A 20,638-nucleotide genomic window follows, 5' to 3' on the forward strand; every position below is an offset into this window, starting at 1 on the left:
CCCGCCTGTGACACAGGTACGTCGCCGGTCACCTGTCGGCCGAGTCCTCCGCCGCCTGCTCCACCAGCGGGATGATCCGCGGCGGCACCGGGTTCTCCATGACGATCGCCGTCGACGCGCGCACGATGCCCTCGAAGCCCACCACGCGGTCGATCACCCGCTGGAGGTCGGCGTTGGAGCGGGCGACGAGCCGGCAGAGCATGTCGCCGTGGCCCGTGGTCGTGTGCAGCTCCAGCACCTCGGGGACCGTCGCCAGATGCGCCCGTACGTCGGAGCCCTGCCCCTGCTTGATCTCCAGCGTGGCGAACGCCGTCACGGGATAACCCAGCGCCGCCGGGTCGACGTCCGGTCCGAAGCCCCTGATCACGCCGTTCGCCTGGAGCCTGTCCATACGTGCCTGCACGGTGCCGCGCGCGACCCCCAGCCGGCGCGACGCCTCCAGAACCCCGATGCGCGGCTCCCGCGCCAGCAGCACGATGAGCCGCCCGTCCAGATGATCGATCGCCATGACGTCCCTCCAATGGTCATCCTGTACACAACGCCCGACGATCCGCCCGATCCGCTGGGCAGATTGACCAGTCGATACGGAAACTATTGCGCACCTTGTGGTCCGGGGGGAGCCTGCTGCCATGACTGAGACCATGCATGACACCCCGGAGACCGCGCGTAAGGCAGACCCCTTCCCGGTGAAGGGAATGGACGCGGTCGTCTTCGCCGTCGGCAACGCCAAGCAGGCCGCGCACTACTACTCCACGGCCTTCGGCATGAAGCTCGTCGCCTACTCCGGACCGGAGAACGGCAGCCGCGAGACCGCGAGTTACGTCCTCACCAACGGCGCCGCCCGCTTCGTCTTCACGTCCGTGATCAAGGCGTCCACGGACTGGGGCCGCTTCCTCGCGGACCACGTCGCCGCGCACGGTGACGGTGTGGTCGACCTCGCCATCGAGGTCCCGGACGCGCGCGCGGCGTACGCGTACGCCGTCGAGCACGGCGCGACGGGCATCACCGAGCCGTACGAGGTCAAGGACGACCACGGGGTCGTCGTCCTCGCCGCGATCGCCACCTACGGCACGACCCGCCACACGCTCGTCGAGCGCAAGGACTACGACGGGCCGTACCTGCCCGGCTTCGTCGCCGCGGACCCGATCGTCGAGCCGCCGGCGAAGCGCACCTTCCAGGCGATCGACCACTGCGTGGGCAATGTCGAGCTCGGCCGGATGAACGAGTGGGTGGCCTTCTACAACAAGGTCATGGGCTTCACGAACATGAAGGAGTTCGTGGGCGACGACATCGCGACCGAGTACTCCGCCCTGATGTCGAAGGTGGTCGCCGACGGCACGCTGAAGGTGAAGTTCCCGATCAACGAGCCGGCGATCGCGAAGAAGAAGTCGCAGATCGACGAGTACCTGGAGTTCTACGGCGGCGCGGGCGTCCAGCACATCGCGCTCGCCACGAACGACATCGTCGCCACCGTGCGCACGATGCGGGCCGCGGGTGTCCAGTTCCTCGACACGCCCGACTCGTACTACGACACCCTTGGCGAGTGGGCCGGCGAGACGCGGGTGCCCGTCGAGACGCTGCGCGAGCTGAAGATCCTCGTGGACCGGGACGAGGACGGCTACCTGCTGCAGATCTTCACGAAGCCGGTGCAGGACCGTCCGACGGTCTTCTTCGAGATGATCGAGCGCCACGGCTCGATGGGCTTCGGCAAGGGTAACTTCAAGGCGCTGTTCGAGGCGATCGAACGCGAACAGGCCAAGCGCGGCAACCTGTAGCCCCATCGGGGCTCGGCCCCGAGCCCCTGCGCCTCAAACGCCGGCGGGGCTGGGTCTCACGGGGCCGGCCCCGCTGTCCGAAGCGCCGTTCGTGGTGCCGCGTGCCGGGTGCCGTCGTCGGGGCTCGGCCCCGAGCCCCGCGCCTCAAACTCCCCCTACGGCCTGGCGGCCGTGGGTGGGGGTCCCCCCGGCGAAGCCAGGGGGGTGCCCCCGGCGGGGCTGGGTTTCGCGGAGCGAAATCAGCCCGGCCGCCGTTTGAGGCCACCGCGCGGAGCGCGGTACGGGGGCCGGGGCTTGCCCCGGTTTCGGGGAGGGGCGGGGTGGGGGAATCACCCCACCCCGGCCACCCCCTGCGCCGCCGACGTCGACACCGAGGGCGACGCCCACGGCTGCGCCACCCGCTGCGAAGGCGCCACAGACGCCTCGGGCCCGGCGGACGCCCCCACCGACGACACCCCCGCGGACGGCCCCGTGGACGCACTCGCCGACGGAGTCACGAACGGCGCCCCAGACGGAGCCACCGACGGCGCCCCGGACGGAGCCTCAGACGGAGCCTCGGACGACGACGCCGACGGCTCCGCCACCCGCGCCGGCGGCTCCCACGGCTCCTCGTCCGGCAGCCCGTCCCCGTCCACGTCCAGCGGGCCCCCCGGCGACGGCTCGCCCAGCGCCTCCAGGGCCTCGCGGGCCGCCGGCGCGCGCAGGGGGGAGAAGTCCGGGTTCGTGCGCAGCGCCTCCTCGATGTGCCGGCGCGCCCGCCCCTCGTTGCCGAGCGCCCGCTCGATCGCGCCCCGGTGGTACAGGAACAGCGCATGCCGCGCCGCCCCCTGCTTCGTCGCGAGCTGCGCGAACGGCAGCGCGTCCTCCGCCCGGCCCGCCCGGTACAGCGCCCAGCCCATCGCGTCCGCGACGTGCACGCTGCGGTGGCCGTGCCGCCATTCGTCCTGGAGGCGCCGCACCGCCGACTCCGCGTCGCCGTGATCCGTCTCCAACCGCGCCAGCACCAGGTCGCCGTCGACCCCGTGGGCGCGCGCCGCCTGCACCAGGCTCCGCACCTGGTGGAAATGGGTCGCCGCGTCCCCGTCCAGGCCGAGCGACACCGCCAACTCGCCCGCCCGCAGCGCGTACTCCGGCAGCGGCGCCATTGCGAGCGCCTCCTCGTAGTCCCGCTGCGCGTCACTCGTGCGGTCCAGCGCCACCAGGGCGCGGGCACGTCCCGCCAGGGCCCGGTGACTGCCGGGGTCGGCGGCCAGCGCCTTGTCGTAGTGGTCCACGGCCTCGGCGGGCTCGCCCCGGTCCCAGGCCAGGTCACCCTGCAGCACGAGCGCGTCGGCCTTCTCGGTGGGCGTGCCGGCGCGCAGAGTCATGTCGTGCGCGAGGGTGGCGGCGTCCTCGCGCCAGCCCCTGTCCTGGTAGATCTGCGCCTCGCGGTCCCTCACCCGGGGCCCCGAGTGCAACGTCTGCAGTCTGTCCATCGCCTGGCCGGCGGCCTTGTAGTCCCCCAGCCCGTTGTAGGCGTCGACGAGCACCGGGTACACCGTCCACGCCTTCGGCGCCCGCTCGCGGGCGCGCTCGCCCCAGTGGCGTGCGGTCGCGTAGTCGTGCCGGGCGTTGGCCAGCGCAGCCGTCCCGACCAGTGCACGGACGTCGTCCGGCTCCTCCGTCCCGATCTCCCTCGCGCGGCCGAGCGCCTCCTCCGCCTTCGAGAAGTCCTCCGGCCGCGCGAACCGCGTGCCATGCTCCACGTACGCCGCGCCCAGCACCGCCCATGACTGTCCGTCACCCGGATGGCTGTGCAGCCAGTGTTCGTAGTCGCCGATCAGCGCCTTCAGATCGGCCGGCGCGGCCGGTGCGCCCGCACCCGCCGCGGCCATCGCGCGGGCCGCGGGCGGCTTGGGGACCGGCCCGGAACTCGTCTCCTCCCCCCATCCGGGCGCGAGCAGGATCACCCCGGTGACCAGCGTCGCGCCGACCAGCGTGCTGACAGCGGCGTTCTTCAGGGTTTCGCTCTTCATGGCGCTCACTGTGCGTCAGCGGGCAGTCCATACGAAGAACACACTCGGTTGTGCGAAGCGGAACGCTGACGGGTTCACACCGATGGCCCTCGGTGCGACGCTGGGATCATGGACGATCTCCTGGAACGGCTGCGTGCCGGACTGCCGGCCGAGGCACTGATCACCGACCCGGACGTGACCACGTCGTACGGGCGGGACATGGCGAGTTTCTGCGACGCGGGCAGCCCCGCCGCCGTGGTCCTGCCCCGGACCGTCGAGCAGGTCCAGCACGTGATGCGGACCGCGACCGCTCTGCGCGTACCCGTGGTGCCGCAGGGCGCCCGTACGGGCCTGTCGGGCGCGGCCAACGCGTCGGACGGCTGCATCGTGCTGTCGCTGACCAAGATGGACCGGATCCTCGAGATCAATCCCGTCGACCGGATCGCCGTCGTCGAGCCGGGCGTCGTCAACGCGGTGCTGTCCCGCGCGGTGAACGAGCACGGCCTGTACTACCCGCCGGACCCCTCCAGCTGGGAGATGTGCACCATCGGCGGCAACATCGGCACGGCGTCCGGCGGCCTGTGCTGCGTCAAGTACGGGGTGACCGCCGAATACGTGCTCGGGCTGAAGGTCGTCCTCGCCGACGGCAGGCTGCTGACCACGGGCCGGCGCACCGCCAAGGGCGTCGCGGGCTACGACCTCACGCGCCTGTTCGTGGGCTCCGAGGGCAGCCTCGGCATCGTTGTCGAGGCGGTGCTGGCGCTCAAGCCGCAGCCGCCCGCCCAGCTCGTGCTGGCCGCCGAGTTCCCCTCCGCGGCGACCGCCTGCGACGCCGTCTGCGCGATCATGGAGCGCGGCCACACCCCGTCACTGCTGGAGATCATGGACCGCACCACCGTCCGGGCGGTCAACAAGCTGGCGAACATGGGCCTGCCGGAGACCACCGAGGCCCTGCTGCTGTGTGCCTTCGACACCCCTGACCCGGCCGCCGACCTCGCCGCCGTCGCGGCGCTGTGCGAGGCGGCGGGTGCGAGCGAGGTGGTGCCCGCCGACACGGCCGCCGAGTCCGAACTGCTCCTCCAGGCACGCCGGTTGTCCCTGACCGCGCTGGAGACCGTCAAGCCGGCGACGATGATCGACGACGTCTGCGTCCCGCGCTCCAGGCTGGGCGAGATGATCGACGGGACGGCGGCGATCGCCGACAAGTACGACCTCACCATCGGCGTCTGCGCGCACGCCGGTGACGGCAACACCCATCCCGTCGTCTGCTTCGACCACCTCGACCCCGACGAGGCGCGGCGGGCCCGCGAGTCGTTCGACGAGATCATGGCGCTCGGTCTGGAGCTGGGCGGGACCATCACCGGCGAGCACGGCGTCGGCGTGCTGAAGAAGGAATGGCTGGCACGGGAACTGGGGCCGGTCGGCCTGGAGTTGCAGCAAGGCATTCGCCGCACCTTCGACCCGCTCGGGATCCTCAACCCCGGCAAGCTGTTCTGAGACGTCACCCCCTCGCTCCGCTACGCGTCCTCGGTCCTGGTCGGCGAGAGCAGCTCGGCCAGGCCCTCGTCGATGCCGAGCTGCTGCGTCTCCGAGCCGGGCGGCACCATCCACAGCGTCCGCTCCAGCCACGCCGACACGACCGCCGGGGACGCCTCCAGCAGCACGTCACCGTCGGGCGAACTGAGCGCCATCCGGATGACGCTGCGGCCCTCGGACGTCGTCGGCCACACGCGTACGTCACCGCTGCCGCACGGCCGGAACACGCCTTCGACGAGCAGTTCGCGGGCGAACGTCCATGCGACGGGATGATCCGAGCCGATGTGGAAGGTGATGAGGACGGCGTACGGGTCGTCGGCGCGGTACGTCAGCCGGGCCGGCACGGGCACGCCGCGCTCCGCCGACAGCACCAGCTTCAGCTCCAGATCCCGTTCCACCACGGTCTTGTTCATCGTCGTCTTCCTCTCTCCTGTGCTCCGGCCGGGCCCGCCAGGAGCGGGCCGCACAGGAAGAGAGGGGCGTCCCCCTCGGCTCTTACGCGACTTCCGGCGACTACTTTCCGTGACGCGGCCCTTACCCGGAAAGTGGTCGATACCGCAGGACCGCTCCAGGTGCGCCCGAGGGTCTGATAGATGTGGAGCCTTGAATTGAGGCCTCGAAGAGATACGGGACCACGGTGATGAGCGCCCCAACCCCGGCCACCGGCGACAGCAGCCCCACGCCCGGCTACTACCCGGACCCCTCCATCCCCGGATATGTCCGGTACTGGAACGGCGCCGCGTGGGTGCCCGGTACGAGCAGGCCCGCTCCCAAGTCGGGCGAGGAGATGCCCACGCCGCCCGCGTCGGCGGCGCACGCGCCCGCCCGCGCTACGTCCGCGCCCCCTCCGGTGGCCGTGGAGGAGACCGGCCCGGTCTTCCTCGACGAGGAGCCCGACGCCGAACCGTCGCGTCCCGAGCCCGCGTCCGCCTGGCAGGCGGATGCCGCCCGCCAGTCCGGCTTCGGCGGCGACCTGGACAACCGCGTCTCCTGGGGCGGCATCCAGGACCCGCGTGCCGCCGACCCTTCCGGCGCAGGCGCGTCCGACCCGCGCCGCCCGGCCGAGCCCTCAGGGACCGTCGACCCGAGCGGCGGCCGGCTGCCCGGCATGCGGTCGGTGACCCCGCAGGGGGACACGGGCCCCGGCGACCCCCGCCCGGTCGCCCCCTCCGCGGGCGAGGGGCCCCTGACGGACGGCACGGTCGCCATCCGCGCGCTGCGCCCGGGCGCCGGCCAGTCCGGCGACGCCCCTGCGAGCCGTCAGCCGGCCGACCACACGGTCGCCATCCGCGCGCAGCGGCCGGGCGGACCGGCCGCCGGCGCGGAGCCCGACGGCACCATGACGATCCGCTCGCTCGGGTCCGGTGCCGCCGCGCCCCCCAAGCAGCCGCAGCCGGGCGTCCCCGCCCAGGCCCAGCCCCCGTCGCACCCCCAGCCCCCGTCGCAGCTCCAGCCCCAGCCTCACGCACCGTCACCCGCCCAGCAGCCGCAGCCGCAGCCGCAGGCACCGGCCGCCCCGGCCCCCGCCGCACAGACGCCCGTCACCAACGGCCCCGGCGGCGGTGCCGCCTCGTGGGCGCAACAGGTCCACCAGCTCGCCCAGTCGGGCCCGGCCGCCGACGCCGGCCGGCCGGTCGCGCCCTGGAAGCCCCCGGTCGACGACCCGTTCCTGGCGGCCGCGGCGGCACAGGCGAACGCCCGGCCCGCGTCCCTCGGCAAGCGGTTCGCCGCCCGGCTGATCGACACCCTGGTGCTCGGCGCGCTGGTCGGCGCCGTCGCGGTTCCCGTCGTCCTGAGCGCCCTCGCCCACATCGACGACAAGATCGAGGCGGCGAAGTTGTCCGGCGAGACGGTCACGGTCTGGCTGATCGACGGGACCACCGCGGGCCAGCTCGGCATTGTCCTCGGCACGCTCCTCGTCCTCGGCGCGCTGTACGAGGCGCTGCCGACCGCCAAGTGGGGCCGCACGCTGGGCAAGAAGCTGTGCGGGGTGAAGGTGCTCGACATCGAGTCCCACGAACCGCCGCCGTTCGGTGCGGCGCTGCGCCGCTGGCTGGTCTACGGAGTGCTGGGCGTCCTCGTCCTGGGGGTGCTCAATGTGCTGTGGTGCTTGTTCGACCGCCCGTGGCGGCAGTGCTGGCACGACAAGGCGGCGCACACGTTCGTGACCGGCTGATCCGCCTCGTACGCCGTGTCGCGCGCGTTCCCCCGAACGCACGCGAGCCGTTGCGGGGCCCTGTGTGCCGGTATGCACTGCCCCCATGAGCAACCATCAGCCGCCGCCCGGTCCGCCGCCCGATGACGACCCCTTCCGCAAGAGGCCCGAGGAGCCTTCGCCCGGCGAGGGCGGCGGGGCAGGCGCGCCCGGCGGCGGCGAGGGCCCGCCGCCCGGTCCGCCGTACGGCGGGGGCGGCCCGCCGTCCGGTGGCGGCTCCCCGTACGACACGCCCGGCGGCGGCGCGGGCGCACCCGGCGGTCCGTACGGCGCCGGGGGCATGCCGCCGCCCTCCGGTCCGGAGGGCTACGGGGGCGCGTACGGCGGTGCGGATCCGCTCGCGGGGATGCCGCCGCTCGCCGAGTTCGGCAGGCGTTTCGTCGCACGGCTCGTCGACATCCTGATCATCGCGATCCCGCTCGCGGTGATCTCTCTGCTGACCGGGGGCTGGGAGATGGCCACGCGGGGCGACGACTGGGAGGAGATCACCGACCAGGTCAACACGGGCCGGCAGTGGCTGTGGACGCTCATCTCCCTGGTCGCGTACATCGGTTACGACACGATCATGACGAAGAGGAACGGCCGGACCGTCGGCAAGCAGCTGATGAAGCTGCGGGTCGCGATGCTCAGCGACGGGCGGACGCCGGACACCAGTTCCGCGCTGATGCGTGCCGTGGTGCTGTGGGTGCCCGCGCTGGTGTGCTGCTACTGCCTCTGGTGGCTCGTCATCCTGATCACCGTGCTGACCGACAAGCCCTACAAGCAGGGCCTGCACGACAAGGCGGGGAAGACGGTCGTCGTCTCAGTGGCGCAGTGAGTGGCCGGCGATCCCGGCTCCGGCGCGGGGCGGCGTGGGCACGCGGGTGGTGAGACCGTCGGCGGCGGCCGCGGAGGCCGTCGGCTCGGGTGTGCGGCGTGCCGCGACGAGGTCCGCCTCACGGGACGCGGCACCGGACGGCCCGGCCACGCGGCGCACCGGAAGGGCGAGCGCGACCGCGAGGCCGAGTGCCAGGGCGAGGACAGCGATCGCGGCGACGGCGATGCCGTCCGTCGTGCGGGTCAGCAGCAGCAGGGCGACCGTCGACAAGACGACGGTGGCCGAACCGTAGGCGTACTGTGCGGCAGTCGGACGCGGCATCACGGGATCCGTCCTCGGGACAGGGGCGGGGAGAGACTTGGGCCGGTAGTCGCACCGCCGCAAGACTCTACGGTGCTGAATGCCCGTGAGGAACCGGCAGTAAGCGTGACCTAACCCACGGTGCCGGTGCATGGGGGGCGCACGGAGTCACTCTCCCCACCGAGTGGCCGGAATTCTGCGCCTCTTGTCCGGATACGCCATCGTCCGGATACCGGAACTGCTCTCCTGCATAGTGCAGTTGGCCTTTCCAAGTCAAGGGCTGTCTTTTCTTCTCCAACTCCGTTCAAATGTCGTCACTTGAGACGCGTACACCGCGCGCGCGGACAACCCCACACTCCGGTCCGCAGCAGCGACGGGACGCGGGGGAGGACACCATCAAGTGATCAGCAAGCGACGGACGTTCAGAGCGTCCGCGATCGTCGTCGCGCTCGCGGCCACGACCGCGACCGCTTCGGCGTTCACCTTCGCCCGGGCCGACGGCCAGAAGTCGTCGGACCCGGCCGCCATCGAGCGCCACGACCCGGCCCCGCAGAAGGCCCACGTCGACCACGACCTCGACGGCCCCTTCAGCAAGCAGCAGGAGGCGCAGCGCGAGGCTGCCATGGAGCAGCTGATATCCGGCGAGGCCACCGTGCAGAAGCGCGGCGGCTCGAATGTCGTCAAGCTCGACGACAAGAAGTACGTCGAACTCGCCCGGGAGAAGACCGACAAGATCTTCACCATCCTCGTGGAGTTCGGCGACAAGGTCGACGACACGACCATGCACGACCCGGACGGCGCGGGACCCAAGCCCCCGGTCAAGAAGTACGGCGGCACACCCGGCCCGCTGCACAACAAGATCGCCGAGCCCGACCGGTCGGTGGACAACTCGACCGCCTGGCAGGCCGACTACAACCAGAAGCACTTCGAGGACCTCTACTTCGGCACCGGCAAGGACGAGAACGGCCGACCGAAGCACTCCCTGAAGACCTACTACGAGAGGACCTCATCCGGCCGCTACTCGGTCGACGGCATGGTCTCCGACTGGGTCAAGGTCCACTACAACGAGGCCCGTTACGGCTCCAACTACTGCGGCCAGTCCAATTGCGCCAACGCCTGGGACGCCGTCCGCGACGGCGTCAACGCCTGGGTCGCCGACCAGAAGGCCAAGGGCAGGTCGGACGCGGAGATCAAGGCGACGCTCGCCGAGTACGACCAGTGGGACCGCTACGACCACGACGGCGACGGCAACTTCAACGAGACCGACGGCTACATCGACCACTTCCAGTTCGTCCACGCCGGCGAGGACGAGTCGGCGGGCGGCGGCGCCGAGGGCCCGAACGCCCTGTGGGCCCACCGCTGGTACGCGTACGGCACCGACGCCGGCCGGACCGGCCCCGCGCACAACAAGGCGGGCGGCACCCAGATCGGCGACACCGGCATCTGGGTCGGCGACTACACCGTGCAGCCCGAGAACGGCGGCCTCGGCGTCTTCGCCCACGAGTACGGCCACGACCTCGGTCTGCCCGACCACTACGACACCTCGGGCCAGGGCGAGAACTCGACCGGCTACTGGACCCTGATGTCGGCCGGCTCCTGGCTGGGCACCGGCAAGGACTCCATCGGCGACCTCCCCGGCGACATGACCGCCTGGGACAAGCTGCAGCTCGGCTGGCTCAACTACGAGACGGCCAAGGCGGCGACGAAGTCCACCCACACGCTGGGTGTGGCGGCGTACAACACCAAGAACCCGCAGGCCCTCCTCGTCGAGCTGCCGAAGAAGCCGGTCACCACCACGATCGTGAAGCCCGCCGAGGGCTCCAAGCAGTGGTGGAGCGACATGGGTGACGACCTCAAGAACACCCTGTCCCGGACCGTCGACCTCACCGGCAAGTCGAAGGCCTCGCTGGAACTCACCGGCTGGTGGGACATCGAGAAGGACTACGACTACCTGTACGCCGAGGTCTCCACGGACGGGGGCGCCACCTGGACGCCGGTGGACGGCACCGCCGACGGGAAGGCCATCACCCGCGACGCGAGCGACAAGCCGGCGCTGACCGGTGACTCGGGCGCGCACAAGAAGCTCGTCTACTCGCTGGACGCCTACGCGGGCAAGAAGGTCGACGTCCGCTTCCGCTACCAGACGGACGGCGGCGTGGCCGACAAGGGCTTCACGGCCGACTCCCTCGTGATCAACGCCGACGGCGCCCCGCTGTTCTCGGACAACGCCGAGGGCGAGGCCGCGGGCTGGACCGCGAAGGGCTTCTCCCGCATCGGCGAGGGCTTCACGAAGGAGTACGACCAGTACTACATCGCGGAGAACCGCCAGTACGTCTCGTACGACAGGACCCTCAAGGTCGGCCCGTACAACTTCGGCTGGAAGGCGCCGAAGGACGGCTGGGTCGAGCACTACCCGTACCAGAACGGTCTGCTGATCTGGCTGTGGGACACCTCCCAGAAGGACAACAACACCAGCGCCCACGAGGGTGAGGGTCTGGTCCTTCCGATCGACGCCCACGCCAAGCCGCTGAAGTGGGCCGACGGCACGCTGATGCGCAACAAGATCCAGACGTTCGACTCGACGTTCAGCCGGTACCGGACGGACGCCTTCCAGCTGCACAACGCGGGCGTCCCGTTCTGGCTGGCGTCGCAGCGGGGCAACTCCGTCTTCGACGACCGCAAGGGCGTCTACTGGTACGCGGAGAACCCGACGGCGGGCGTCAAGGTAACTGACACCAACACCAAGATCTCGATCGTCAAGGAGCCGCGCAGCGGCCAGACGATCACGGTCCAGATTGGTCCGTCGACCAAGTAATTCGTAAAACAGCAGGTCACAGGGGTATCGGCCGTCGCCCTCTAGCGGGCGGCGGCCGATCGTGTTTAGGTGCGGGGGACGAAGCCCTTATTGACAGTGAACGCACGGGGGAGTGGTTCCGCATGCCCGGCGGAGGTTTCTGCAAGCTGCCCAACGGCAGCGTGGTCGTCGCGCTCAGCCTGCCCAGCCCGGCCGGCGACGGCACCAGCGTGCGGTTCCTCGTGCACGCGGCGAACCGGGCCAGGGCGCTGACCCGGCTGCGCAACCTGGGTCTGCGCGCGGTCTACCTGCGCGGCAACGCCGAGCCGCCGACGCCGGACGAGATCACGGCCGTCCTGCACCATCCCGACGGCCTGATATGGCGTACCGCTCCTGACAACGGTGTCACCGTCACCACCGAGCTGTGGCGGCCGATCAGGCGCCTGCTGAGGGGTTAGCGCCGGAAAAAGACCGCGCACGAACCGAACGATTCGCATTCGCCCCACGTCTAAGTGCTGAACCGTCGTCGAGGGCATGTGGTGGGGGACTGTGCGAGCCGAAGAACAGGATCCTCTCAGCCCGGCACAGGCCCGTCGCGTCAGGGCGGTGCTCGCGCTGGGAGGAGTCCCGAGGGACGACCACGCGGACGGTGTGCAGCAGGTGTGGCTGAAGCTGATCGAGCGCCGCGCTCAGGGCACGGAGTCGCCCCGCGACATCGGCGCGTGGGCCGCGGCGGTCGCCTCCAACTACGCGGTCGACTGGCATCGCGGCAGGAACCGCCAGGAGCGGGTCAGTGAGCGGCTGCAGAGCATGACCGCATGGCGGCAGTCCGTCCCCGGGCCGGAGGAGGGGGTGCTCACTCTGGCGGTGGCCGAGGGCATCGAGGCGCTGCCGCCCCTGCAGAAGCAGGTGCTCATCCTGCGGTTCTACGCCGACCTGACGGTTCCGCAGATGGCGGAGGTCCTCTCGGTACCACTGGGCACCGTCAAGAGCCGCCTGCATGCGGCGGTCCAGGCCATGCGAGTCCATCTTTCAGCGGATACAGGGGTGCGAGGATGACGGGCGACCAGGAGACGGAGGACCTGCTCGACGAGCAGGTGAAGCTCATCGGCGGGTTCATGGAGGAGGGCGAGCAGCCGGCTGGGGAACAGGGCGTCGTGACACTGCCCGAGGCGGGGACCCGGCGTCGCAGGGTCCGCGCGCTGCTCGTCGCGGGGGTGGGCCTGGCGGCATCGGCCGCGCTGTTCCTCACCCTGTGGGCGCCTTGGGATCCGGCGCCGGCTGAGACGGCGAAACTCTCCGAGTCGGGAATCGTGGCGTGCTCGGAACTCATCGCCGAGGGGACCGTGAGCCGCGTGAGGTCCGCCGAGCGGGGGACGGTCCGCGTCCGGCTGGAGGTCGACCGGTACCTCAAGCCCGAATCGGGACCGGGAGAAACGGAATTCTCAGTTCCGCAGGAGGACGGTGCCGCCTACAAGGTGGGAGAAAAGGTACTGGTGAGCGTCTCGCGGTTCGAGGGCGAGGTCCCGCTGCTTTTCATCGGCGAGGAAATCGAGCCGACCTGGGAGTGGATGAGGACAGAGGCGGGCAAAGCCAACCGTCCCACGTGTCCGGGGCGCGGGTGACCGCAGGCGGCGAATGATTTTTCCTTCTCTGGTGATCTTCGGACTGCTACTCTCGGGGCGAACTCGAACCGGAGTCCGATTTGTTTCCTTGGGGGGGCTTTGAAGCTTACGAGAAACAAGTTCACGCGACCCGTCGCCGCTTTGGTGATGGTCGCCGCCGTCGCTGCCGGTATTTCCGCCTGGTCCAATACGGCGGAAACCGCCTCTACGGCGGAAAATGCCTCGGCGTCTCGGGATGCGCACCCGGAGCGTATTCTGCACGGCAAGGAGAGCCTCAATTTCAGCAGTGTCAGCGAACTGGTCGGAACACCTTCCGTCATCGTCAAGGGGACGGTTCTCAGTGCCGCACCCGGGCGAAAGGTGGGCAGCGCCGCCGACGGCGGCGTGGACCAGGCGAGAGATGTGACCGTCCAGGTCAACGCGGTCCTCAAGCGAGGCGGCTACACCATCCCGACGAACATCGTCGTGGAGGAATGGGGCTGGGACGAGGCCGGCCACGCCTATCAGATGGAACACCTTTCCTGGAGCCAGGTGGGAGACGTCGGCTACTTCTACCTGGAGGCGGCCGACCCGATGATCACCAAGTGGCGCTACGTGAACACGCAGGGCCGGGTCCTGATCAAGGATGGGCTTGTCCGGTCCTCGGCCGATCCGGTCAGCACGCTGTTCTCGAAGATCGACGGGCGGACCAACACCGACTTCTACGGGGAGATGAAGTACTGGCTCGATCCCGCGCGCGGCGGCACAGTCGTGCCGCAGCCTGCGCCCGCCACGGACGAGCAGCAGCAGCAGGTGCCCGACGACGGCTCGACCGAGCCGGAGCCGGACGGCTCGACCAACGACGGCTCCGAGCCGACGCCGTATCCCTCGGCTTCGTGATGCCGTCCGCCTCTGCCCTCGTTCGTACAAGGAAGTGAGACCTTCGTGAACAGCTCTCGCAAACTCGTCGCCGCGGTGGCGATGTCCGTGGCACTCGCGCTCGGAGTTCCTTTCTCCGCACACGCCAGCCATGATGACGACGGATTCGACCCGGACAACCGGAGCCAAGCGGTCAAGGGGTTCTATCTGACCTCCAATGGGACCACCGCGATGAATCACGGCAAGGCCCAGCTGGAAAAAAGTGTCATCACCACGTCGTGGGGCGACGGTGACATCCGGGTCTATGACGCGAACTATGGGGACAACGGGTGGCACGGGGCCACGGACTGCGTCGACTGGAACGCTTTCATGACGTCCTGTGACGTCATGCGCATCCGCCTCAATCAGTACTATTACAAATCCTATTCCCAGTGGAAGAGCCTGGGCTGCCACGAATTCGGTCACACGGGCGACCTCGGACACCGGGTCGGAAGCAATGACACGGACAACAATTCGTGCATGAGGTCGGACATCTGGCCGCAGTATTTTGACCAGCACGACCTCAACGCCATCGCCGCGGGGACGTGATGTCGAAAATCTGGTGGATATCCGGCTGTGTCGCCGTCGCTCTTGTCGTGGCATTTGCCGCGGTGCGGGCGAACGCGGACGGCGTGGATGTCGATGCCTTCCGGAAGTCCGCCGAACGGCCGGCCTTCTGCAAGGCCGCGGCACCGCTGGACCTCTCCCACGCTGATGAGCTGACTCCGCACAAGCGTCAGCACGTCGTCGAGGAACTGGGAGCAATGGCACCCGACGGCATCGCGGAGGACTTCGAAACGCTCATGGAGTGGTACGAGAACCCGACCGAGGAACGCGAGGACAGCACCAAGCACGCCAGTGTCCGCGTGGGCCAGTTCATCGAGCGCAGCTGCGACGGTGTGAACATCGGCGGCATACGGACCTGACCGACGAGACCGTTCAGACCACGGGCTTGCCCGTCAGCTCCACCCCGGCCGCGCGCATCTCCTCCAGCGCGCGGCCGGTGGTCTCCGCGGCGACCCCCGCGGTCAGGTCGAGCAGCACATGGGTGGTGAACCCCTCGCGGGCCGCGTCGAGCGCGGTGGCCCGCACGCAGTGGTCGGTCGCGATCCCGACGATGTCCACCTCGGTGACGCCGCGGGCCCGCAGCCACTCGGCCAGCGTGGAGCCGTTCTCGTCGGTGCCCTCGAAGCCGCTGTACGCCGCCGCGTACGCGCCCTTGTCGAAGACCGCGGCGACGGCGCCCGAGGCGACGGCCGGCGCGAAGTTCGGATGGAAGCCGACACCCTCCGTGCCGGCGACGCAGTGCCGCGGCCAGGAGTCGACGAAGTCGGGGTGGTCGGAGAAGTGGTCACCCGGCTCGATGTGGTGGTCGCGCGTGGCCACCACATGGCGGTAGCCCGGCTGGGCCTGGCCGATCAGTTCGGTGATGGCGGCTGCGACGTCGGCACCCCCCGCCACGGCGAGGCTGCCGCCCTCGCAGAAGTCGTTCTGAACGTCCAGGACGAGCAAGGCGCGGTGCATGGCGGGTGTCCTTCGGTGACTGGATGACGGTCGGCGCGACTGCCGGCGGACTCGTCCTGCCGGGCCGGCCGGACGACTGGCGAGGGTTCAACTACTGAGCGTAGAGACTTCGAACGCCCTGCGGGAGGGGGCGTCGGACTCACGCCCCGCCGCTTCCCCCTCCGCGCGGATCTACGCGTACTCGGTCGGGATCACCGGCTCGCCGCGCGAGAGCTGGATCGCCGACATCGGCAGCCCGGCGCGCGCCGCGATGTGCCGCTCGCGCGCCGCGTCCAGCGGCTCGCGGCCCACGATCTCGCCGCCCTTGACCAGCTCCACCAGCAACTGCCGGTCCACCAGCGCCGGCGGTACGTCGCCGAGCCCGACCACCTCGGCCTCGGCGACCCCGTGCTCGTCCAGCCGGCGCGCGGCCCATTTGCGGCCGCCGATCGACAGCTTGCCGCCCAGCGACTTCTTCGCCACCGGCTCCAGCGGCGCCTTCGGGTCCGCCGAGCGGGCGCGCGCGACGAGCTTGTAGACCATCGAGCAGGTCGGATGACCGCTGCCGGTGACCAGCTGGGTGCCCACGCCGTACGCGTCCACCGGGGCCGCGGCGAGCGACGCGATGGCGTACTCGTCGAGGTCCGAGGTGACGACGATCCTGGTGTTCACCGCGCCCAGCTCGTCCAGCTGCCTGCGCACCCGGTGCGCGACGAGCAGCAGGTCGCCCGAGTCGATCCGTACGGCCCCGAGCTCCGGGCCCGCGATGTCGACCGCGGTGCGCACGGCCTCGGCCACGTCGAAGGTGTCGACCAGCAGGGTCGTGCCCCGGCCCAGCGAGTCGACCTGCGCCTGGAAGGCGCCGCGCTCGCTGTCGTGCAGCAGGGTGAAGGCGTGGGCGCTGGTGCCGACCGTGGGGATGGCGTAGCGGAAGCCGGCCGCCAGGTCGGAGGTGGAGTCGAAACCGCCGACGTACGCGGCGCGGGAGGCCGCGACGGCGGACAGCTCGTGCGTGCGGCGGGCACCCATCTCGATCAGGCCGCGCTCGCCTGCTGCCGCGGACATGCGGGAAGCGGCCGCGGCGATCGCCGAGTCGTGGTTGAGGATCGACAGGATCACGGTCTCCAGCAGCACGCACTCGGCGAAGGAGCCCTCCACCCGCAGGATCGGCGAGCCGGGGAAGTACACCTCGCCCTCCGGGTAGCCCCAGATGTCGCCGCGGAAGCGGTAGCCGGCGAGCCATTCGAGGGTGGGCTCGTCGACGATGTGCCGCTCGCGCAGGAACCCGAGCACGCCGGCGTCGAAGCGGAAGTTCTCCACGGCGTCCAGGACGCGGCCGGTGCCCGCGACGACCCCGTAGCGACGGCCCTCGGGAAGCCGGCGGGTGAAGACCTCGAAGACCGAGCGCCGCTCGGCCGTCCCGGCCTTGAGCGCCGCCTGGAGCATCGTGAACTCGTACTGGTCGGTGAAGAGCGCGGTCGACGGCACGTCCACCGGCAGCCCCACCAGGTCTGCAGTGTTCATGACCGCGATGCTAGCGCACATTTCGTCAGTCTGACGAGATGGTCGTCGTCCCCGGCGAGGCCGTTTGTGCGACGAGGGGGCTCAAGTGGCAGCATGGGTGGAGTGACTGTGCCACTGGAGATCGAGCAGACCGAGTCGGCCGAGGAGACTGCGGCCGTCCCCGAGCCCGATGTGCCCTGGGTGACCCTGGTGCACAACGACCCGGTCAACCTGATGAGCTACGTCACCTACGTCTTCCAGGCCTACTTCGGCTACTCCAAGGACAAGGCGCACAAGCTGATGCTCGACGTCCATCACAAGGGACGCGCCGTCGTCTCCAGCGGCAGCCGCGAGGAGATGGAACGGGACGTGCAGGCGATGCACGGATACGGACTGTGGGCCACGCTCACCCAGGACCGCGGCTGATGAGCTCTCACTTCGAGCCGCTGAAGGGCGGCGGCGCCGCCGTGGCGCTGGACGAGGTCGAGATCTCCATCCTGCGCTCCCTCGTCGTGCAGATGCTGGAGCTCATCGGCCCGGGTGACGAGCCGGCCCAGGGCGAGGACCCGCTGGCCGCGCTGTTCGCCGAGGGGCCGAGCGAGCCGCCCTCGGACCCGGCGCTCGCCCGCCTGTTCCCCGAGGCGTACGCGGACCCCGAGGCCGGCCCGCAGGACGACGAGATGCGCGCGGCCTCCGCCGAGTTCCGCCGCTTCACCGAGAACGACCTGCGCACCCGCAAGCGCGACGACGCCCTGGCGGTGGTCCGCAGCCTGGACTCGCTGACCGTCGCGGGCGACGGCGGCGCCGTGCTGGAGCTCGACGCCGAGGACTGCCTGCACTGGCTGGGCGCGCTCAACGACCTGCGGCTGACCATCGGCGCCCGGCTCGAGGTCACCGACGAGGACGAGAACGACGACCTGTACCGGCTGCCGGACTCCGACCCGCGCAAGCCCATGGTGATGGCCTACCTCTGGCTCGGGGCGCTGCAGGAGACGCTCATCGAGACCCTGACGCCCTGAGGGCCCCCCTCCGGTGCCCTTTTGTCCCGGGACGGTGTTGTCCGTCCCGGGTGAGTGTTCGCTCAACGGACGATCAAATCCGGATAACGATCACGTCACCGTGCCCCGACGCTTTGGCGTACCGCGCGCCCTTTGTCCGCTTTCCTTGTGGTGTGCGTCACTCCCGCCGCGGTGGATCACTGCCCTGGCCGTGATAAATCTTCACGACCACTCGGGGGACGCCACCCCTGTCCCCGAGGGCGCTTGAGCCGGCAGACCGCCGGTAGCACTCCATCCACATCCGGGGGGATCAGGACCTGATCCGTTGCCGCGCGACTTCGCGGTCGCGGCGGATCAGCATGGAGAAAGGGCGCATCACCATGACCTCGTTGCAGGTCGAACAGAACGACGGCAAAGAGGCCGCGGGCGCGGACGAGGGCTACCAGCGTGGACTGGGAGCCCGGCAGATCCAGATGATCGCGATCGGCGGTGCCATCGGCACCGGCCTCTTCCTGGGCGCGGGCAAGGCCATCTCGAAGGCCGGCCCCAGCCTCATCCTGGCCTACGCCATCGCGGGCCTGGTCATCTTCTTCATCATGCGGGCGCTGGGCGAACTGCTCATGTACCGCCCCGTCTCGGGTTCCTTCTCCGAGTACGCGCGTGAGTTCATCGGTCCCTTCGCAGGCTTCGTCACCGGCTGGACGTACTGGCTCTTCTGGGTCGTCACCGGAATGACCGAGGTCACGGCGGCCGCCCAGTACATGACGTACTGGTTCGACATCCCGCAATGGGTCTCGGCGCTGATCTTCACGATCATCCTCTACGGAGCGAACCTCATCTCCGTGAAGCTCTTCGGCGAGCTCGAGTTCTGGTTCTCCATGGTCAAGGTCACCGCCATCATCGGCATGATCCTGATCTGCGCCGGCATCCTCACCCTCGGCTTCTCGGACGCCGGTGAGACCGCGTCCGTCACCCACCTGTGGGCCGACGGCGGCTTCTTCCCCAAGGGCATCGGCGGCACGCTGATGACCCTGCAGATCGTGATGTTCGCCTTTCTCGCGGTCGAACTGGTCGGCGTCACCGCCGGCGAGTCCAAGGACCCGGAGAAGACGCTGCCCAAGGCCATCAACACCGTGCCGTGGCGTATCGCCGTCTTCTACGTCGGCGCGCTGATCATGATCCTGTCGGTCGTCTCCTGGACCCACTTCCAGCCGGGCGTCTCCCCGTTCGTGGCCGCCTTCGACAAGATGGGCCTCGCCGTCGGCGCGGGCATCGTCAACTTCGTCGTGCTCACCGCGGCCCTTTCGTCCTGCAACTCCGGCATGTACTCCACCGGCCGGATGCTGCGCGACCTCGCGCTGAACAAGCAGGGCCCGAAGATCTTCACCCGTCTGACCAAGAGCGGCACGCCGCTCATCGGCACGACCTTCTCGGCGCTGCTGATGATGTTCGGCGTGTGGATCAACTACCAGTGGCCGGGCAAGGCGTTCGAGATGGTCGTCTCCTTCGCCACGATCTCCGGCATGTGGGCCTGGATCATGATCCTGGTCAGCCAGATCCGCTACCGGGCCAAGGCCAGTCGCGGCGAACTGCCCGAGTCGACCTTCAAGGCGCCCGGCGCCCCCTTCACCAGCTGGTTCGCGCTCGCCTTCATCGGCATGGTCATCGTGATGATGGGCGTCGACAAGGACGCGCGGATCTCGCTGTACTGCGCTCCACTGTGGGGTCTGATCCTCGGCGTCTCCTACCTGGTGCTCAAGAGCCGCAACCCCGAGGGCGCGGCCTTCGCCAAGCGCTCGTAAGGGACCCGTCCAGCATCCGGGCCGCCGCGTACCACTCCTCGGTACGCGGCGGCCCGTCTGCTTATCCTGTCGCTCATGCTGACCATCACCCGGGTCCTGTTCGACCAGATCGTCGCCCACGCCCGCGCGGACCACCCCGACGAGGCCTGCGGAGTCGTCGCCGGCCCGGAGGGCTCCGGCCGCCCCGAGCGCTTCATCCCCATGCTGAACGCGGCCCGCTCGCCCACGTTCTACGAGTTCGACTCGGCCGACCTCCTCAAGCTCTACCGCGAGCTGGACGACAACGACGAGGAGCCGGTGATCATCTACCACTCGCACACCGCGACCGAGGCGTACCCCTCGCGCACCGACATCAGCTACGCGAACGAGCCCGGAGCGCACTACGTCCTCGTCTCCACCGCCGACACCGATGGCGCGGGCCCGTTCCAATTCCGGTCGTTCCGCATCGTGGACGGCGAGATCACGGAGGAGGAGGTCAAGGTCGTCGAGGCGTACTGAGACGTATTGAGGCGCACCGAGACCTGCGGAGACGTACCGAAGACCGGTGGAGACGTACGCAGACGCACGGAGCAGCGGCACGGGCGGGCCCTCCGACAAGGGCCTTCGCCCCGTGCCGTTCGCATCCTGAGCGAGCTTCGTCCGGTATGCGAGATCACACTGAAGGATCGGCACCGGGAATCGATACGATGACCGCATGGTTCTTCACGACGTGAGCGACAAGACGCCGAGCACCCTGCTGCTCGTTGCGCGGCTGCACGTCGACCTGTGCCGCCTCGCCAGCGCGATGTGTACGGCCCGCGCCGCGTTCTGACGTTCTGACGTACGAGCGCAACACGCCAGCAGCACCCCCTCGCGCGGGGGTCCCAGCCGCGCGCCCCT

22 protein-coding genes are annotated in these 20,638 nt (G+C 69.9%); 16 read left to right on the forward strand and 6 right to left on the reverse strand.

Translation table 11 applies throughout. From position 1 onward, the window contains the following. Nucleotides 1-28: 28 nt before the first annotated feature. On the reverse strand, nt 29-508 hold the full coding sequence (locus ACLB9X_RS17270) for an Lrp/AsnC family transcriptional regulator (protein ID WP_410361258.1): 480 nt from the start codon (nt 506-508) through the stop codon (nt 29-31). A gap of 121 nt (nt 509-629) precedes the next feature. Here ACLB9X_RS17270 and hppD point away from each other — a divergent pair, with 121 nt between their 5' ends. Further along, the gene (hppD, locus tag ACLB9X_RS17275) at nt 630-1,775 is read left to right on the forward strand and encodes a 4-hydroxyphenylpyruvate dioxygenase (protein ID WP_410361259.1); all 1,146 of its coding nucleotides are present in this window, start codon (nt 630-632) and stop codon (nt 1,773-1,775) included. A gap of 329 nt (nt 1,776-2,104) precedes the next feature. Here the strand turns inward: hppD and ACLB9X_RS17280 are convergent, their stop codons facing one another. Next, entirely contained in the window at nt 2,105-3,790 is a 1,686-nt protein-coding gene (locus ACLB9X_RS17280; RefSeq protein WP_410361260.1) for a tetratricopeptide repeat protein, read from the reverse strand. Nucleotides 3,791-3,898: 108 nt separating this feature from the next. Between ACLB9X_RS17280 and ACLB9X_RS17285 the strand changes: the two genes are divergently transcribed. Further along, nucleotides 3,899-5,266: an FAD-binding oxidoreductase gene (locus ACLB9X_RS17285; RefSeq protein WP_410361261.1), complete on the forward strand. Its 1,368-nt coding sequence runs from the start codon at nt 3,899-3,901 to the stop codon at nt 5,264-5,266. A gap of 20 nt (nt 5,267-5,286) precedes the next feature. Here the strand turns inward: ACLB9X_RS17285 and ACLB9X_RS17290 are convergent, their stop codons facing one another. Then, complete coding sequence (locus ACLB9X_RS17290) at nt 5,287-5,718, reverse strand: SsgA family sporulation/cell division regulator (protein WP_410361262.1); 432 nt, start codon at nt 5,716-5,718, stop codon at nt 5,287-5,289. A 227-nt stretch (nt 5,719-5,945) separates the two neighbouring features. Here ACLB9X_RS17290 and ACLB9X_RS17295 point away from each other — a divergent pair, with 227 nt between their 5' ends. After that, on the forward strand, nt 5,946-7,481 hold the full coding sequence (locus tag ACLB9X_RS17295) for an RDD family protein (RefSeq protein ID WP_410361263.1): 1,536 nt from the start codon (nt 5,946-5,948) through the stop codon (nt 7,479-7,481). 85 nt (nt 7,482-7,566) lie between these two features. Next, nucleotides 7,567-8,337: an RDD family protein gene (locus ACLB9X_RS17300; RefSeq protein WP_410361264.1), complete on the forward strand. Its 771-nt coding sequence runs from the start codon at nt 7,567-7,569 to the stop codon at nt 8,335-8,337. Here the strand turns inward: ACLB9X_RS17300 and ACLB9X_RS17305 are convergent. After that, complete coding sequence (locus tag ACLB9X_RS17305; RefSeq protein WP_410361265.1) at nt 8,323-8,658, reverse strand: hypothetical protein; 336 nt, start codon at nt 8,656-8,658, stop codon at nt 8,323-8,325. The genes ACLB9X_RS17300 and ACLB9X_RS17305 overlap by 15 nt on opposite strands. Before the next feature lie 379 nt (nt 8,659-9,037). Here ACLB9X_RS17305 and ACLB9X_RS17310 point away from each other — a divergent pair, with 379 nt between their 5' ends. The 7 genes from ACLB9X_RS17310 to ACLB9X_RS17340 all read left to right on the forward strand — a co-directional run bounded on the left by ACLB9X_RS17310 (nt 9,038) and on the right by ACLB9X_RS17340 (nt 14,879). After that, nucleotides 9,038-11,452, forward strand: coding sequence for an immune inhibitor A domain-containing protein (locus tag ACLB9X_RS17310; RefSeq protein WP_410361266.1), 2,415 nt, complete (start codon nt 9,038-9,040; stop codon nt 11,450-11,452). A 122-nt stretch (nt 11,453-11,574) separates the two neighbouring features. After that, nucleotides 11,575-11,889 (forward strand): hypothetical protein, encoded by a 315-nt coding sequence (locus ACLB9X_RS17315; protein WP_410361267.1) that lies wholly within the window; start codon nt 11,575-11,577, stop codon nt 11,887-11,889. Between the two features lie 76 nt (nt 11,890-11,965). Then, the gene (locus ACLB9X_RS17320; protein WP_410361268.1) at nt 11,966-12,490 is read left to right on the forward strand and encodes an RNA polymerase sigma factor; all 525 of its coding nucleotides are present in this window, start codon (nt 11,966-11,968) and stop codon (nt 12,488-12,490) included. Continuing rightward, on the forward strand, nt 12,487-13,056 hold the full coding sequence (locus ACLB9X_RS17325) for a hypothetical protein (RefSeq protein WP_410361269.1): 570 nt from the start codon (nt 12,487-12,489) through the stop codon (nt 13,054-13,056). The genes ACLB9X_RS17320 and ACLB9X_RS17325 overlap by 4 nt, the downstream gene beginning before the upstream one ends. Nucleotides 13,057-13,203: 147 nt before the next feature. Beyond that, the gene (locus ACLB9X_RS17330) at nt 13,204-13,935 is read left to right on the forward strand and encodes a hypothetical protein (RefSeq protein WP_410361270.1); all 732 of its coding nucleotides are present in this window, start codon (nt 13,204-13,206) and stop codon (nt 13,933-13,935) included. 45 nt (nt 13,936-13,980) lie between these two features. Continuing rightward, the gene (locus ACLB9X_RS17335; RefSeq protein ID WP_410361271.1) at nt 13,981-14,502 is read left to right on the forward strand and encodes a hypothetical protein; all 522 of its coding nucleotides are present in this window, start codon (nt 13,981-13,983) and stop codon (nt 14,500-14,502) included. Between the two features lie 47 nt (nt 14,503-14,549). Next, nucleotides 14,550-14,879, forward strand: a complete 330-nt coding sequence (locus ACLB9X_RS17340; protein ID WP_410361272.1) for a hypothetical protein — start codon at nt 14,550-14,552, stop codon at nt 14,877-14,879. A 13-nt stretch (nt 14,880-14,892) separates the two neighbouring features. Here ACLB9X_RS17340 and ACLB9X_RS17345 read toward each other — a convergent pair whose 3' ends face one another. Together ACLB9X_RS17345 and ACLB9X_RS17350 are read right to left on the reverse strand one after the other, a co-directional pair. Further along, nucleotides 14,893-15,477, reverse strand: a complete 585-nt coding sequence (locus ACLB9X_RS17345) for an isochorismatase family protein (RefSeq protein WP_410361273.1) — start codon at nt 15,475-15,477, stop codon at nt 14,893-14,895. A 171-nt stretch (nt 15,478-15,648) separates the two neighbouring features. After that, nucleotides 15,649-16,980, reverse strand: a complete 1,332-nt coding sequence (locus ACLB9X_RS17350) for a nicotinate phosphoribosyltransferase (protein WP_410361274.1) — start codon at nt 16,978-16,980, stop codon at nt 15,649-15,651. Nucleotides 16,981-17,073: 93 nt separating this feature from the next. Here ACLB9X_RS17350 and clpS point away from each other — a divergent pair, with 93 nt between their 5' ends. The 5 genes from clpS to ACLB9X_RS17375 all read left to right on the forward strand — a co-directional run bounded on the left by clpS (nt 17,074) and on the right by ACLB9X_RS17375 (nt 20,570). After that, on the forward strand, nt 17,074-17,385 hold the full coding sequence (gene clpS / locus ACLB9X_RS17355; protein ID WP_215181899.1) for an ATP-dependent Clp protease adapter ClpS: 312 nt from the start codon (nt 17,074-17,076) through the stop codon (nt 17,383-17,385). Further along, nucleotides 17,385-17,978 (forward strand): DUF2017 domain-containing protein, encoded by a 594-nt coding sequence (locus ACLB9X_RS17360; RefSeq protein WP_410361275.1) that lies wholly within the window; start codon nt 17,385-17,387, stop codon nt 17,976-17,978. The genes clpS and ACLB9X_RS17360 overlap by 1 nt, the downstream gene beginning before the upstream one ends. A 359-nt stretch (nt 17,979-18,337) precedes the next feature. Further along, nucleotides 18,338-19,759, forward strand: a complete 1,422-nt coding sequence (locus ACLB9X_RS17365; protein WP_410361276.1) for an amino acid permease — start codon at nt 18,338-18,340, stop codon at nt 19,757-19,759. A gap of 75 nt (nt 19,760-19,834) precedes the next feature. Beyond that, nucleotides 19,835-20,257 carry a Mov34/MPN/PAD-1 family protein gene (locus ACLB9X_RS17370; protein ID WP_410361277.1) on the forward strand — a complete coding sequence of 141 codons (423 nt, stop codon included), beginning with the start codon at nt 19,835-19,837 and terminating at the stop codon, nt 20,255-20,257. A gap of 196 nt (nt 20,258-20,453) precedes the next feature. After that, on the forward strand, nt 20,454-20,570 hold the full coding sequence (locus tag ACLB9X_RS17375) for a putative leader peptide (RefSeq protein ID WP_374196289.1): 117 nt from the start codon (nt 20,454-20,456) through the stop codon (nt 20,568-20,570). The last annotated feature ends 68 nt before the right edge of the window (nt 20,571-20,638 follow it).

Source organism: Streptomyces sp. 5K101 (assembly GCF_046506645.1).
Classification (GTDB): Bacteria; Actinomycetota; Actinomycetes; order Streptomycetales; family Streptomycetaceae; genus Streptomyces.

Excerpts from the sequence above, each read along its gene's own strand:
- ACLB9X_RS17270 (WP_410361258.1), bottom strand. The coding sequence starts at position 508 with ATGGCGATCGATCATCTGGACGGGCGGCTCATCGTGCTGCTGGCGCGG.
- hppD (WP_410361259.1), top strand. The coding sequence starts at position 630 with ATGACTGAGACCATGCATGACACCCCGGAGACCGCGCGTAAGGCAGAC.
- ACLB9X_RS17280 (WP_410361260.1), bottom strand. The coding sequence starts at position 3,790 with ATGAAGAGCGAAACCCTGAAGAACGCCGCTGTCAGCACGCTGGTCGGC.
- ACLB9X_RS17285 (WP_410361261.1), top strand. The coding sequence starts at position 3,899 with ATGGACGATCTCCTGGAACGGCTGCGTGCCGGACTGCCGGCCGAGGCA.
- ACLB9X_RS17290 (WP_410361262.1), bottom strand. The coding sequence starts at position 5,718 with ATGAACAAGACCGTGGTGGAACGGGATCTGGAGCTGAAGCTGGTGCTG.
- ACLB9X_RS17295 (WP_410361263.1), top strand. The coding sequence starts at position 5,946 with ATGAGCGCCCCAACCCCGGCCACCGGCGACAGCAGCCCCACGCCCGGC.
- ACLB9X_RS17300 (WP_410361264.1), top strand. The coding sequence starts at position 7,567 with ATGAGCAACCATCAGCCGCCGCCCGGTCCGCCGCCCGATGACGACCCC.
- ACLB9X_RS17305 (WP_410361265.1), bottom strand. The coding sequence starts at position 8,658 with ATGCCGCGTCCGACTGCCGCACAGTACGCCTACGGTTCGGCCACCGTC.
- ACLB9X_RS17315 (WP_410361267.1), top strand. The coding sequence starts at position 11,575 with ATGCCCGGCGGAGGTTTCTGCAAGCTGCCCAACGGCAGCGTGGTCGTC.
- ACLB9X_RS17320 (WP_410361268.1), top strand. The coding sequence starts at position 11,966 with ATGTGGTGGGGGACTGTGCGAGCCGAAGAACAGGATCCTCTCAGCCCG.
- ACLB9X_RS17325 (WP_410361269.1), top strand. The coding sequence starts at position 12,487 with ATGACGGGCGACCAGGAGACGGAGGACCTGCTCGACGAGCAGGTGAAG.
- ACLB9X_RS17330 (WP_410361270.1), top strand. The coding sequence starts at position 13,204 with ATGGTCGCCGCCGTCGCTGCCGGTATTTCCGCCTGGTCCAATACGGCG.
- ACLB9X_RS17345 (WP_410361273.1), bottom strand. The coding sequence starts at position 15,477 with ATGCACCGCGCCTTGCTCGTCCTGGACGTTCAGAACGACTTCTGCGAG.
- ACLB9X_RS17350 (WP_410361274.1), bottom strand. The coding sequence starts at position 16,980 with ATGAACACTGCAGACCTGGTGGGGCTGCCGGTGGACGTGCCGTCGACC.
- clpS (WP_215181899.1), top strand. The coding sequence starts at position 17,074 with ATGGGTGGAGTGACTGTGCCACTGGAGATCGAGCAGACCGAGTCGGCC.
- ACLB9X_RS17360 (WP_410361275.1), top strand. The coding sequence starts at position 17,385 with ATGAGCTCTCACTTCGAGCCGCTGAAGGGCGGCGGCGCCGCCGTGGCG.
- ACLB9X_RS17365 (WP_410361276.1), top strand. The coding sequence starts at position 18,338 with ATGACCTCGTTGCAGGTCGAACAGAACGACGGCAAAGAGGCCGCGGGC.
- ACLB9X_RS17370 (WP_410361277.1), top strand. The coding sequence starts at position 19,835 with ATGCTGACCATCACCCGGGTCCTGTTCGACCAGATCGTCGCCCACGCC.
- ACLB9X_RS17375 (WP_374196289.1), top strand. The coding sequence starts at position 20,454 with ATGGTTCTTCACGACGTGAGCGACAAGACGCCGAGCACCCTGCTGCTC.